General features: G+C 33.1%; 11 protein-coding genes. 1 reads left to right on the top strand and 10 read right to left on the bottom strand.

The window, feature by feature from the left end:
• Positions 1 to 17: 17 nt before the first annotated feature.
• Positions 18 to 1100: a hypothetical protein gene (locus RT99_RS14280; RefSeq protein WP_042565475.1), complete on the bottom strand. Its 1083-nt coding sequence runs from the start codon at positions 1098 to 1100 to the stop codon at positions 18 to 20.
• A 7-nt stretch (positions 1101 to 1107) separates the two neighbouring features.
• Positions 1108 to 1632, bottom strand: coding sequence for a DUF5004 domain-containing protein (locus RT99_RS14275; protein ID WP_042565409.1), 525 nt, complete (start codon positions 1630 to 1632; stop codon positions 1108 to 1110).
• A gap of 463 nt (positions 1633 to 2095) precedes the next feature.
• Between RT99_RS14275 and RT99_RS14270 the strand changes: the two genes are divergently transcribed.
• The gene (locus RT99_RS14270; RefSeq protein ID WP_042565408.1) at positions 2096 to 3694 is read left to right on the top strand and encodes a DUF6377 domain-containing protein; all 1599 of its coding nucleotides are present in this window, start codon (positions 2096 to 2098) and stop codon (positions 3692 to 3694) included.
• Between the two features lie 459 nt (positions 3695 to 4153).
• Here RT99_RS14270 and RT99_RS14265 read toward each other — a convergent pair whose 3' ends face one another.
• From RT99_RS14265 to RT99_RS14230, 8 genes are all read right to left on the bottom strand, one after another.
• Positions 4154 to 5374 carry a sterol desaturase family protein gene (locus RT99_RS14265; protein ID WP_042565407.1) on the bottom strand — a complete coding sequence of 407 codons (1221 nt, stop codon included), beginning with the start codon at positions 5372 to 5374 and terminating at the stop codon, positions 4154 to 4156.
• 131 nt (positions 5375 to 5505) lie between these two features.
• A complete protein-coding gene (locus tag RT99_RS14260) occupies positions 5506 to 6792 on the bottom strand; it encodes a Glu/Leu/Phe/Val dehydrogenase (protein ID WP_242607211.1) in 1287 nt (428 codons plus the stop codon).
• A 452-nt stretch (positions 6793 to 7244) separates the two neighbouring features.
• Complete coding sequence (locus RT99_RS14255) at positions 7245 to 8099, bottom strand: DMT family transporter (protein WP_042565406.1); 855 nt, start codon at positions 8097 to 8099, stop codon at positions 7245 to 7247.
• Between the two features lie 31 nt (positions 8100 to 8130).
• On the bottom strand, positions 8131 to 9450 hold the full coding sequence (locus RT99_RS14250) for a serine hydrolase (protein ID WP_042565405.1): 1320 nt from the start codon (positions 9448 to 9450) through the stop codon (positions 8131 to 8133).
• 5 nt (positions 9451 to 9455) lie between these two features.
• The gene (locus RT99_RS14245; RefSeq protein ID WP_042565404.1) at positions 9456 to 9893 is read right to left on the bottom strand and encodes a MarR family winged helix-turn-helix transcriptional regulator; all 438 of its coding nucleotides are present in this window, start codon (positions 9891 to 9893) and stop codon (positions 9456 to 9458) included.
• A 91-nt stretch (positions 9894 to 9984) separates the two neighbouring features.
• Entirely contained in the window at positions 9985 to 10578 is a 594-nt protein-coding gene (locus RT99_RS14240) for a 2OG-Fe(II) oxygenase family protein (RefSeq protein ID WP_042565403.1), read from the bottom strand.
• A 233-nt stretch (positions 10579 to 10811) separates the two neighbouring features.
• Entirely contained in the window at positions 10812 to 12275 is a 1464-nt protein-coding gene (locus tag RT99_RS14235) for an AAA family ATPase (protein ID WP_042565402.1), read from the bottom strand.
• A gap of 210 nt (positions 12276 to 12485) precedes the next feature.
• Positions 12486 to 13604 (bottom strand): VWA domain-containing protein, encoded by a 1119-nt coding sequence (locus RT99_RS14230; RefSeq protein ID WP_042565401.1) that lies wholly within the window; start codon positions 13602 to 13604, stop codon positions 12486 to 12488.
• Between the last annotated feature and the right edge of the window lie 67 nt (positions 13605 to 13671).

Genomic DNA, 13671 nt, shown 5'->3' with positions numbered 1-13671 from the left:
GGTGTTTGGTTTGATAGTTATTTGTCTAAAGTTTTAAGCGGAATTGTGGTATCCGAAATTGTTTTGTCTTTATTGTCTTTGACCAAAACATGTATTTCACTTAAATTCGGAATTCCTTGAAGCTCTGAAACCAAATTGACAAATCCTTTTATTTCAGCAGTTCCGCCTGAAAACTCACCCGCAATTATTTTGCTTCCGGCTGTAATCGTGTAAAGTAATTTGTTTACGCCTGGTTCATTGTTTTTTCTGTACATACCCAGAAAATCTTTTTGGCTAATTTGCAAAGGAAAAAATCCAAATATCGGCGGCGGTGGCGGCTCATAAGCACCTGCATAAATAATCTGATCACCAGAATTAGTTGTCCAGTCTTTTGCTACAAACAGAAACGTAATGTTTTCCATAACAAAGCCAGGCTCAGGATTGTAATATTGTTGCGGAATCAAATCCATTCTGTAAAAACCATTTCCAAGATCTTTCAGTTTTGTTTTTTCAGATACATCCGGAAGCCATGCCTGATATTCCTGTTTAACCGCCCAATCGTTTAATCCACTGTGGAAATGCACACTTGGAACTCCGGCAAAACCGTCTTTCAAGTTTGAGTTAAATAAAATACTAACCGGTTTATCAATTGTTGGTTTTGTTGGGTATGATCTGATTAACTCATTTGCAGTGTAAAACGAAGAGAAATCAGTGTAAGTTACATTGGCAACCTCACTTTGTTTAGATCCGTTTTTGTTTTTTAAACGAAACCAAAATCCGTCGCTTGCCGTAATTTGTGCCACCGTTCTGGAGAAATAAACTGTTGGTGTTAAAGTAAAACTCCATACTTTATTGCCTTCATAATGCAGTTTTGCAAAATCAGAAGAGTTTTCCCAATTGCCCGCGTCCGGTTCAGATGGTGACCACATCCACATATACAGATCTTCGTTTTCGGTAAAAGTTGATCCTGACATGTCAAAATACCACGTAACCTGCTCATCATATTTGTAAACTACGGGAAACGATGATATTGGTCCCACAGCTCCCGCGGCTTCCTGAGCCTGCATAAAATTCGGAGCCATTAAAAGGGCAAGTAAAATTGTATATAGAAATTTTTTCATATTACTTTTAGTTAATAGCATTTAATTTGAATACATAAGATACAAAGGCAATTCCGCCTGAAGAATGCACTAATTGAAGTTCCATTTCGTCGTTGTTTCCAGGAACTGAAGTCAGTCTGAGTTCGTCTGTTTTCTGCGTTTTCTGAGCGTCACTATACAAATAAATTCGAACCGGACCGCTTGCGTTAGTTGGCTGAAAATCTGAACTTAATCTCCAAAACCCTGTTTTGGCAAACAATGGAGGAACGTCTCCCAGAACTTCATAACTTGTTGGATTCCTATTTTCATCTACGTTAAATTTGATCTTAAAATCTTCGTAGTTAAAATACGTACTCAAGTTTTGTTCACTTGGTTCGATGGCATTTGCCTTAGCAGATTCATCAACCATTTTCAAATTTGTTAATCCCCAATTTCCGTTTACTTTCTCGTAAAGGGTAATCGGATCAACGTAGCTTCCGTCTTCTGTATTATCACAACCAATGGCCATGAAACACATCAAAACAGCTAACCAATAAATACTTTTACATTTCATAAATTTGTGGTTTGTTTCGTTAGTTTTTTTGTCTTCTTAAAGACAGAACGAAACTAGATGTTAAATAAATCTAAAAAAAAACATCTGAGAAAAATCAAGATATATTTTGAGTTAATAAGAAGTCAAAATTCTAATAATCAATATATTACAATCTTATAACGATTCAAAAAATCAAGACGTTGTTTAGATCAAATTATAGGTTTTTTTAATGGTAATAATAACAATATCTAAATTTATACATGTATTTTTTTCACTATGCATATATATAATTGCTTTTTATTGTATAATTGCAAATTATTAGACTACTTTTAACATTTAAGAGTGATTTGACTTTATAAATCACACATTTCTAAATACAAAAAGCTAATTTTAAAGTTGCTCAATCATCAACTCTTTTAAAATTATTCTGAATTAACCAATTAACACTACAAATCAAAAAATAACTTTACCTAACCAAAACACTATGCGAATACTATTGATTCTGTATTTTTTTATTGCAGGTTTTTCTCTGGCTGCGAAAGAGAAAAATCCTGTGTTGGAAGAATTGGATAGAGTGCTTCTGAAAAAGGAAGTTTATTTAAAAAAGAAATATCATAAAATTGCAGCCATAAAAAAAGACGTTTCAAAATTTACTTTGAACCAAAACAACGAGCAATTATATAATTGTTATATGTCGTTGTTTGAAGAATATAAATCTTTCAAATATGATTCTGCTTATTATTATCTGGAAGAAGCAAAAATCAAAGCCATTGTTTTAAAAGATCCGAAGTTTTTGGCTAAAAGCCGAATTAAAGAAGGTTTCGTATTGCTTTCCTCCGGATTATTTAAGGAAGCGATTGACACTTTGAATGTTATCGATGACCAAAAACTCGACCAGAAACATAAAATCGAATTTTATTCCATCAAAGCGCGTGCTTATTATGATCTCGGAGATTATAATAAAGATCAGCGTTTTAACATTCATTATGTCCAGCAGGGAAATCATTTTTTAAAAAAAGCTTTGGAATTAATTGGCCCTAACAGCAATGAATATTGGGCGGCAGAAAGTTTAAAACGCTTAAAACAACAAGATTGGCGTGGTGCCGAATTTGCCTTCAGTTACTGGATAAACAACTATAATCTTCCGCCGGATTATTATGGAATCGCGACTTCTAGTCTCGGCTATATTTATTCGGAAAGAGGATATACCAAAAAAGCCATTTATTATCTCGCTCTCGCCGCTATTGCCGATGTTAAAAATGCCACGAAAGAAACCGTTGCTTTACGAAATCTCGCCAATGAACTTTTTAAAATGGGCGAATTAGACAAGGCAAATGAGTACATTAACATTGCTATGGACGATGCGACTTTTTATAATGCAAGGCATAGAAAAATCGAAATTTCGTCGATTTTGCCTATTATAGAAAAAGCACAACTGAATAATGTAAAAGATAAAAATGACAAACTGGAAAGAATCATTATTCTGTTAACGATTCTGACTTTGATTATTATTTTGTTTCTGATTATCATCTTTAAACAATTAAAAGAAAAGAATAAAGCCCGTAAAATAATGGCTTCTTCCTACGCGCAATTGCAGGAAATGAATGTGAGTTTAAGCGAAGCCAATGCAATTAAGGAAGAATATATTACGTATTTTATTAAGGCGACTTCGGCATTTATTAATAAGATTGATCACATACAGAAAAGTACGCTTCATAAAATTATCACCAAGAAAACAGATGAAGTTATCGCGAGTTTAAAGCGTTATAATGTAAAGGAAGAACGGGAAAATCTCTTTCACCAATTTGATGAAATCTTCCTGAAATTATTCCCCACTTTTGTAACCGATTTTAATAATTTATTCCCGAATGATCATAAATGCATCGTTAAAAAAGGAGAACTTTTAAATACCGAACTCCGCATTTTTGCATTGTACAGATTAGGAATTCAGGATAGTAGTCAAATGGCAGAATTTCTGGAACTTTCTGTAGCTACAATTTACACGTATAAAACGAGAATCAAAAGCAAATCAGATTTTAAAGACACTTTTGAGGAGAAAATTATGGCGATTAAAACGATATGATTTTTTGCCCACGGATTGGACGGGTTAAAACAGATTGGCACAGATTAGAAAAAAACATTTTAATCTGTGTCAAAAAAAAACGCCACGAATTCACGAATTTTAAAACAATTTAATTTTTTGCCCACGGATTGAACGGGTTAGAACAGATTGGCACAGATTAGAAAAAAACATTTTAATCTGTGTCAAAAAAAAACGCCACGAATTCACGAATTTTAAAACAATTTAATTTTTTGCCCACGGATTGAACGGGTTAAAATAGATTGGCACAGATTAGAAAAAACATTTTAATCTGTGTCAAAAAAAAACGCCACGAATTCACGAATTATTGTTACATCTGCATGTATAAAAATTCGTGAATTCGTGGCGATCTTCATAATTTTATTCTGCCCAGATCATACAAATTTATACAATAAAAAATCTGTGATAATCCGTATCATCCGCGTCATCTGTGGCCTATTTTTATTCTGATTCCAATTGCAATACTACATTTTGATAACGTTTGCTCAACGAAAACAATTGTTCTGCAAAAATCATAATCGCCAGCGGAACAAACAAAAATGCCTTTAAATCTTCTTCGTATAAAAAATAACTGCTTACGATAAAAATTCTTCCATATTCCAGATAATAAATCCATCTGCGCTGTTCTAATAAAGCACCACAGTTGACTAACGTTACCAGAATAAAAGTCAACACAAAAATCTTATCAAAGAGATTTAAAAAATCGAAATAATAAGTAAAAACAGTTAGAAATAAAGTGCAAATTCCTAATTGAATATAAAGGTAATTACGGAATCTCAACCTTTGATGCGGATTGCTTTTGTCCTGCAAAAAGCGTTTTTCTAATATCGGTCGAATATCCTGATCCATATGCGCAGGACTTCCAAAAACGGCTTTCCATTTGGCTTTAAATCCTGAAGAGCGTTTCCATAATTCGTAAATTTCAAAATAATAATGAAAGTGCTGCCAAAGGAAACTGTAGCTTTTTAGCGGATGCGTTAATCCGTATTTTGGTTTTTCTTCTTCTTCCTGGAAAGTTCCAAAAATACGATCCCAAAAGGTAAACATATCTCCGTAATTTTTATCCAGATATTTTTCGTCAGAGGCGTGATGAACGCCGTGAACGGATGGCGTTACAAAAACATATTCTAACCATTTTATTTTACCAATAAGCTGTGTATGTGTAAAAAAGGAATAAGCGCCGTGCACAATAAGCATCGTGATTACCATTGTAGGATGAAAACCAACAAGTGGCAAAATGCACCAAAAACCAGTGCGTACAACTGCCTGAAAAGTAGTGATTCTGGCTGCAGCTGTAAAATTAAATTCTTCACTGTGATGATGTACAATATGCGCTGCCCAGAAAAAATTGACTTCGTGACCCAGTCTGTGGTACCAATACCAGACAAAATCGGTCGCGAGAATTAAGGCAAACCAGACAAATACATTGCTGGGAATATCAAAAAATCGATAATTATTATAGATAAAATAATAGAGCTGATAAAAACTTGCGGCTACAAAAAGATTGATTAATCTTTCGGCAATACCAATACTAATGTTCGAAACAGAGCTTTCGTAATTGAAAATCTCAGGTCTTTTTTTGCGCTGTGCCAGTTTATATTCCAAAAACAAAAAAATGAAAAAGGCTGGCATAGCAAACGCTAAAAAATTAATATGTTCCATTTTAAAAATTACTTTTAATTGCTAAACAATTAGGTATTTAATTCGGTATAATTTTAACGAAAAAGATATTTTCATCAGTTACTATTTCGAATAACCAATGAAAATATACTATTCATTTAAAAAATCAGTTTTTAATTCTGTTTGAATTTTGGCGCACTCAAAGCTACTTCTTTTACAGATTGCGTATCGGCAACTTTTTGCAAAGCGATGATATAAGCCGCAATACGTGGCGTTACGTTGTGTTTTGCAGCAATCCTGAAAACAGTTTCAAAACCTTTTTCCAAAATATCTTCAAGACGCGTATTGATTTGGTGAATTCTCCAGGATTCTAAAAGCGAATTCTGAAGCCATTCAAAATAAGAAACCGTTACACCGCCGGCATTTGCTAAAATATCCGGAACAACCAAAACATTTTTCTCATGCAAAATCTGATCAGCATCTGAAGAAACCGGACCATTTGCGCCTTCTACAATTATTTTCGCCTTAATTTCATTTGCATTTTTTTGTGTAATTACATCTTCTTTCGCCGCCGGAATTAAGACATCAACTTCCAAAAGCAATAAATCTTCGTGTTTTATGGCAACAGAATTGGGATATCCTTTTATACTTTTATTATTGAGATTATAATACAAAATCAGTTCCGGAATATTAAGTCCGTCCGGGTTGTAAAATGCTTCTGAAACATCACTTACTGCGACTACCTTCAATCCTTTTTGATGTAAAAACAATGCGGAATGCAATCCTACATTTCCAAATCCCTGAATAGCAACCGTAGATCTTGCCGGTCTTAATTTTAATTTTTGAAGTGCCAAAAGTGTAATAATGCTTACACCTCTTCCGGTTGCTTCTACCCTGCCCAAAGAACCTCCGGAATGCAAATGTTTTCCAGTTACAACAGCGTGAATTGGTTTGCCGTGAAGTAATGAAAATTCATCCATTAACCAGCCCATTTCGTCAGGACCGGTTCCCATATCCGGTGCGGGAACATCTTTTTCCGGACCAAAAATATCTGATAAAGCTTTTGTATACGCTCTTGTAATTTTTTCTAATTCTTTTTTAGAAAGTGTTCTCGGATCACAAATAATACCTCCTTTTGCTCCTCCAAACGGAATTCCTGTTACTGCAGATTTCCAGGTCATCCAGGCTGCCAATGCTTTTACTTCGTCAAGATTTACGCCGTTGTCGTAACGTATTCCGCCTTTTGATGGGCCCAATGCCGTGTTGTGAATTACTCTGTATCCTTCGAAGTTTTGTACGTTTCCGTTATCCAAAACAATAGAAAAATTAACGACAATTTGTTTTTCAGGTCTTTGCAGTTTTTGCCTGATTGATTCGTCAAGATTAAGAATATTTGCTGCGATATTAAAACGATCAATCATAGACTGAAAGGGATTCTGTTTAATTATTTCTGTACTCATTTTTATATTTTTAATTGGGGTTATTTTTTTGATTTAGAATTTTACCTGACTCTTTTCCAAGAGAATTGTTATTGCAAACAATTGCCTTGTCTACAACACGGAATTTTGATAAGACAGCACTGCATCATTATGTTGGTATTTCTATTTGATCTCATTTTATTGATTTTTTAATAGTTCTAAAAAAAAGCCTTTCATTGTGCATGAAAGGCTAAAAAAAAAAATAACTAACAAGTTCCATTTTCTATTAACGCCATTTCATTACATAGTTCATCATGCAACACATCGTGAAGCTGCACATGACCTGAATGATATTTTGGCTAGAGTTTCTCATTGTTGAAGCAAATTTATAAATATATTTTATAAATTCTATAGAATTAGTCGAGTTTATTTTAATTATTTTAAAACTTAACATAAAAGAACCTGTAAATTAACGTATTAAGGGGACAAAAAAATTACTTAAATTGAGAAAAAACAATCAAAATAATGGCAATTAAGGCCAAAAAGATACCGATAAAGTTAATTTTGGATAGTTTTTCTTTGAAAAAAAGCAGACCAACAAGACTTCCTAAAATAATAACCCCCATATTCATTCCGGCAAAAACGGTAGAGGGATTTTCTGAAAATGCTTTGTGTGCTTTTAGGTAAAACAGAATATTTCCGAAATTAAACAGTCCAACCAAACTTCCGAAAAGGATATTTTTAGCTTCTAATTTCATCTTTTTAATTGCAACATTATAAATAATTATAAGCAAAGAAACTGCTAATGAAATATCAAAAACAATAAATAAAGAAGTTGTATAAGGCAAATTAGTATAAAGGGCAATTTGTTTGAAAAGGATATCGATTAATCCGAAACCTATTAAAACCACAGCGGGATAAATCCATTTGTTTTCTTTATTTTGAGATTGTTTTTTTAAGATGAACAACAGCGCTAAAAAACCAATTATGATTCCCAGAACTTTATATGTATTAAATTCTTCCTTAAAAATAAACCATGCGGCCAGTATTGGAATAAAAAGTGATAATCGTTGTGCTGCATCAGTTTTTACGATTCCCATATGTTTTATGGATGCAATCAAAAACAAGAAAACAACTGGCAACAGAATTCCTATTGCAAGATAAATATTCCACGGCGCAGTTGTGTGAATTTCAGAAATATCCGGACTAAAAGTAAGGTAACACAATAGGAGGGCAAACACATAATTGAAGGCTACAATTTGAATTGGGTTTCCGTTATATTTATGGGTTATTTTGAAAATTACACCAACAGTTACGCTACAAAGAATACTTAAAAGAAGAAATAACATAGAATTATATTTTAACTACAAAAATAAGGTTTTAAACTCCTTTAGTTTTATTTTTCACTTCTTTTATTCCCGCTTTTTTGATTTCTAACTGTGTAATTTTTCCTTTTTTATTTTTAATAAATTCCAATGTCATATTATTATTGTCTGATCTAAAAAATTTCGTCTGAGATTCCGCCAACAGTTCGATATTGTAATCAAGATAATAGAGTTTATTGTCTTTCTTTAAAATTTTGATGCCATCATAATCGCCAACATACTCATCAAAAACTTTTGTATCTATTACTGATTCAATGTGTTTGTACGGAAGCTCTACTTCTTTTCCAAAACAGATTCCGGCAAGACCATAAGCGATATAATATGATTTTGACTGATTATTAGACAAAACGGTTATAAAAACCTTATCCTGTGTGTATTTATTAAAAGAAGTCATAGCACCGTAGAAACCTCCATCGTGCGCAATTAATTGATGTCCCTGATTATAGAAAGGATTTATTACAACTCCAAAACCAAAATTTTGCTCATTATAAGACGTAAACATTTCTTTCTTAGATTCTTCTGATAAAATGGTTTCACTATCAAAAAGCGCCTTATTCCATAAATATAAATCTTCAGCAGTTGCATAAATACCATCATGCCCAAAATTACAACTCCAATCGATATAGGGATTCTTTACCAATTTATTGTTTTTTAAATAATATAATTGAGTCATTTTATCTACTATTGCATCATTAGTTGAAACACCTGAATTATACATTTTTGCTTTATCGAATACATTCTCTTTTAGGTATTCGGCATAAGATTTTCCAGATACTTTCTCTATAATACGCCCCAGAAAATAATAACCAATATTGCTGTAAGCCGTACTTGTTCCAGGCTCAAACAACAATGGTTTTTTGGTTAAATAGTTATAAACAAAATCTTTATTAAGATTTGTTTTAGACAGATACAACTCGTCAAAATCCATTTGTAAACCTGAATTGTGGGTTAACATCATTTTTAAAGTTATTTTTTCTCCTTTAGGAAAATCACTAAAATATTTGCTAAGAGGATCATCCAATGAAAGCAATTTATTTTCTGTTAATTGCAAAATAGCAACAGCAGTAAATTGCTTTGAAACCGAAGCTAAACTGAATTTAGAGTCTATTGTGTTTTTTACATTCCACTCATAATCAGCAAGACCATATGCTTTTTCCAGCATTACAGAATCATTTTTAGAAATCAAAACAGTACCGCTAAAATTATTAATGACAAATTGAGCATCCATATATTTTTCTAATTTGCCCGCAAGTTCTTTTTGTGAATATCCAAAAGTAAATACCAACAATGCAATTAGTGTTAATCTTAATTTCATAATTATTATTTTTTACAATTCGCAATTATTTTATTGAGGGTTTTGTTTAACAATGCTATTTCTTCTAATGATAAACCATCGAGTGCCGTTTCTCTATTAATTTTGATAACTGGCTTCATTAGTTCCAGAGTTGTTATTCCTTTATTTGTTATTTCTAGATTAAATTTTCTGCGGTCTTCGAGATGAATTGTTCGGTTTAGATATTCTTTTTTAACCATTAATTCAATCATTCTTGTAATCGAAGCATTGTCCTTAAAGACTAGATTTGCTAATTCTTTCTGAGAAATATTCTGATTATCATTTAGTATAATTAATACTAAACACTGATCTATCGTAATGTCTTTTACAACTTTGGTTATATTTTTTTGTGCCAGTTTTCGATATTCCTTTATCGCTTTTTCTATTGAATAAAGCGCGGTTCCGGTTGGATTTTCAAGTTTCATATTCTTTTATTTGATACAAATATAATTGATATATCAATATAATTTCTAAAAATATTCAAACTCCAAACAATTAAATATTTATAAGGATCTCTTAGTCGCTCTTTAACCAGCCAGTAATGCTCATTCTTGTGTTTTGCGTAACTAAAACTTCATGAACTAATTCATTACTTTTAAAAAAAACTGTTTTTCCTTGAGTTGGGGCAATTTTTTGATTGTTGTTTTCCTGATGAATCATTAATTCGCCACCATCTGCTTCTTTCCAATTACTATTTAAATAACTGATCATGGAATATTTTCGACTTGGATTATTTTTGAATTGATCTAAATGTTTCAGGTAAAAATCACCGGCTTCATATAATGAATAATGAAATTCATAACCGGTAATTCCAGCGTAACAGCTTTCGTTTAAGTATAATATGAAAGCGTCTATTTTATCGAAGAATTCATTTTCGAAAACATTATTGTGCTTTTTATCAAGCCAATAAATGGAATCACTTCTGATGGCGCCGTCGTAAGATAGTTTCTCTGAATTACCAATTCCGGCAGCAAGCAACAAACTTTTGTCGTTTAAATCAAATAAATTTTGTTTTAAATGATTTGCTAGTTCAGCACTTAAAAAATGCTCTGATATTCCTACTTTATTCTCAATATAACTCGAAATCAAATCTTCGAAACTATCTTCCATTTTGTTTTAGGGAAGACTACAATTGCAGCCAACGGAGCAAGGTAGACGAAATAAAAATGGTAATGGGTTTAATTTCAATAAAATAAAAAACCTATTATGATAGTTGATTGCTAAATCTTTGTCAAAGTTTTAAACTTTGGCAAAGATAGTTGCGCATAAAAAAACCGACAGGTTTTAAAAACCTGTCGGATTTAAATTTATAAGACGTAACTTAATTTATAATTTATATTAAACTATAGTTTACTAATATAACTTCCGTACATATCTTTAAACTGATGTCCTTGTGCAAAACGATCTTTACTTAATTTTTTATATTCAACCAATCCCCATAAAATAAATTCTTTGAAGAAATAAATATCTTCTTTATCCAGTTCTGGCTGGTATTTTTTCACCAAAATATTTAACGGAGTTACTTCATCCAAAATTCCCTGATATTCAGCATCCGAAGCATCGTCTAATAATTCGAAACCACTTTCGGCAAAAAACCATTCGATCAAATCAGAATATGGTGTTTTTTCTCCCGGTTTTTCGAGCTTTTCTATTTTTGGCAAAAGTGTCGGGAATAATGTTCGAATTGCAGAACCTATTAAACTCTGAGCCACATACGCTGCTCCCTCCTGCTCTCCTTCGTAAACCAATTCTACTTTTCCTGTAATAGCCGGAATAATTCCGATAAAATCAGACAAACGTAAATTTGTTTTATCAACTCCGGCTTTTAAAGCGCGGCGTTCTGCTGTACTTATTAAGTTTTCGAAAGCCGTAATACTCATTCTCGCACTTACACCGCTTTTATTGTCGATGTATTCGCTTTCGCGGGCTTCAAAACTAATTTGTTCTAAAATATCACGCGCTAATCCTGGCACATAAACAATGTCGCTTTGGTTTTGATCCAATTTGGATTCCTGTTCCGTAATTGTTCTTGCAATGGCTACACTTTCAGGATAATGCGTTAGAATTTGTGAGCCAATTCTATCCTTTAAAGGCGTTACGATACTTCCACGATTGGTATAATCTTCGGGATTGGCCGTAAAAATAAATTGCATATCAAGTGGCATTCTTAATTTAAAACCTCTAATTTGAATATCGCCTTCCTGCAAAATATTAAATAATGCTACCTGAATTCTGGCTTGTAAATCAGGTAATTCGTTGATTACAAAAATGCAACGATTCGCTCTCGGAATCATTCCGAAATGAATTACGCGATCATCTGCATAAGATAATTTTAAATTGGCAGCTTTTATTGGGTCAACATCTCCAATTAAATCGGCTACAGTAACATCCGGCGTGGCTAGTTTTTCAAAAAAACGTTCGCTTCTGTGCAGCCATGAAATTGGCGTTTCATCTCCTTTTTCTGCAATTAAATCTTTTGAAAATCGAGAAATTGGATTCAACGGATCGTCATTAATCTCCGAACCTGAAACAAACGGAATATATTCGTCTAACAATTCGACCATTTTGCGCGCCAAACGTGTTTTTGCCTGACCACGAAGTCCTAATAAATTGATATTATGACGAGATAAAATAGCACGCTCCAGCTCCGGAATTACGGTGTTTTCGAATCCGTGAACACCTTCAAAAACAGGAGCTCCGGATTTTATCTTCTCACGCAAATTATTTCGCAATTCGTCCTTAATACTTATCGTTTTATATCCTGCGGCTTTTAATTGACCTAATGTGTTTATGTTTTCTATTTTCATTTTATTGAAATGTCTTTTTGTTATTTATTTGTTTTAATGACAAAGGATTGTGTCATTACTTTGCGGGAGACGCACTGCTGTGCGTCTCTACGATATCTGTTGTCTATAAAAACCTTTGTTCCTTTGAACCTCTGCAACTTTGAACCTAAATCTTTTTACGTTGTCTATAAAAACCTTTGTCCCTTTGAACCTCTGCAACTTTAAACCTAACTAACGAACTCTCTTCTTCCTATTCGTTTCATAATCTTCAAAAATCATTTCGCCCAAACCTTTTAGTCCGGTATAAAATGCTTTTCCTTGATTGGCTTCTGTAAAATGATTTACAAAACGCTGTAAATACGGATCGTTTGCAATCATAAAAGTCGTAATCGGGATATGGAGTTTTCTGGCTTGCTGTGCCTGTGTGTAGCATTTATCTACAATATATTCGTCGAGACCATTACTATTCATATAATAAGAACCATCGCGTTCGCGCACGCAGCTTGGTTTTCCGTCGGTAATCATGAAGATTTGCTTGTTTGTATTTCGTTTTCTGCGCAAAATATCCATCGCCAATTGTAAACCTGCAACGGTATTAGTGTGATACGGGCCAACTTGCAAATACGGTAAATCTTTTATGGGAATCGTCCAGGCATCGTTTCCAAAAACCAAAATATCAAGCGTATCTTTTGGATAACGCGTTGTGATTAATTCGGCCAAAGCCATTGCTACTTTTTTGGCAGGCGTGATTCGGTCTTCACCATACAAAATCATACTGTGACTGATGTCTATCATCAAAACCGTACTCATTTGGGCTTTGTATTGCGTTTCTTCTACAACCAAATCATTTTCGGTCAACATGAAACTTTCAACTCCATTATTGACTTGTGCATTTCGCAAACTTTCTGTCAATGAAATACGTTCTAAACCATCGCCAAAATTAAATTCGCGAAATTCTCCTGTATGTTCATCGCCATTTCCGGCATGCTTAGTTTTGTGATTTCCTGTTCCGGAACGCTTTAAATTTCCAAAAATCTGATCTAAGGCTTGTTGTCGAATGGCACGTTCTGTTTTAGCAGTAATACCAAAACCTCCTGTTCCATCTTCTTTAACCTCATCTTTTATGTAACCTTTCTTTTTTAAATCTTCGATAAAATCATCGATTGTGTAGTTTTCGTCGGTCAGTTTATATTCTTTATCCAACTCCCGAAGCCAGTCTATTGCTTCATCAAAATCGCCCGAAGTATGGGTGATTAGCTCTTTAAAAATTCCAAAAAGCTTTTCAAACGGAGACTGAAATGGGGCTTCGTACGTCTTAAAATAAAAACCTTTTTTAAATTCGTTTTTCATAATTCTAAAATTAAGCTATTTTAGAATTACGAAAAAAGAAACGTTTATTAATTTTTAGTTAAAATAT

It is taken from the genome of Flavobacterium sp. MEB061 (assembly GCF_000834715.1).
In the GTDB taxonomy this organism is placed as follows: Bacteria; Bacteroidota; Bacteroidia; order Flavobacteriales; family Flavobacteriaceae; genus Flavobacterium; species Flavobacterium pectinovorum.
This window is presented reverse-complemented; position numbering and strand designations above follow the sequence as displayed.

Bases quoted from the DNA above. Each gene is read 5' to 3' on its own strand.
- RT99_RS14280 (WP_042565475.1), bottom strand. From the start codon at position 1,100: ATGAAAAAATTTCTATATACAATTTTACTTGCCCTTTTAATGGCTCCG.
- RT99_RS14275 (WP_042565409.1), bottom strand. From the start codon at position 1,632: ATGAAATGTAAAAGTATTTATTGGTTAGCTGTTTTGATGTGTTTCATG.
- RT99_RS14270 (WP_042565408.1), top strand. From the start codon at position 2,096: ATGCGAATACTATTGATTCTGTATTTTTTTATTGCAGGTTTTTCTCTG.
- RT99_RS14265 (WP_042565407.1), bottom strand. From the start codon at position 5,374: ATGGAACATATTAATTTTTTAGCGTTTGCTATGCCAGCCTTTTTCATT.
- RT99_RS14260 (WP_242607211.1), bottom strand. From the start codon at position 6,792: ATGAGTACAGAAATAATTAAACAGAATCCCTTTCAGTCTATGATTGAT.
- RT99_RS14255 (WP_042565406.1), bottom strand. From the start codon at position 8,099: ATGTTATTTCTTCTTTTAAGTATTCTTTGTAGCGTAACTGTTGGTGTA.
- RT99_RS14250 (WP_042565405.1), bottom strand. From the start codon at position 9,450: ATGAAATTAAGATTAACACTAATTGCATTGTTGGTATTTACTTTTGGA.
- RT99_RS14245 (WP_042565404.1), bottom strand. From the start codon at position 9,893: ATGAAACTTGAAAATCCAACCGGAACCGCGCTTTATTCAATAGAAAAA.
- RT99_RS14240 (WP_042565403.1), bottom strand. From the start codon at position 10,578: ATGGAAGATAGTTTCGAAGATTTGATTTCGAGTTATATTGAGAATAAA.
- RT99_RS14235 (WP_042565402.1), bottom strand. From the start codon at position 12,275: ATGAAAATAGAAAACATAAACACATTAGGTCAATTAAAAGCCGCAGGA.
- RT99_RS14230 (WP_042565401.1), bottom strand. From the start codon at position 13,604: ATGAAAAACGAATTTAAAAAAGGTTTTTATTTTAAGACGTACGAAGCC.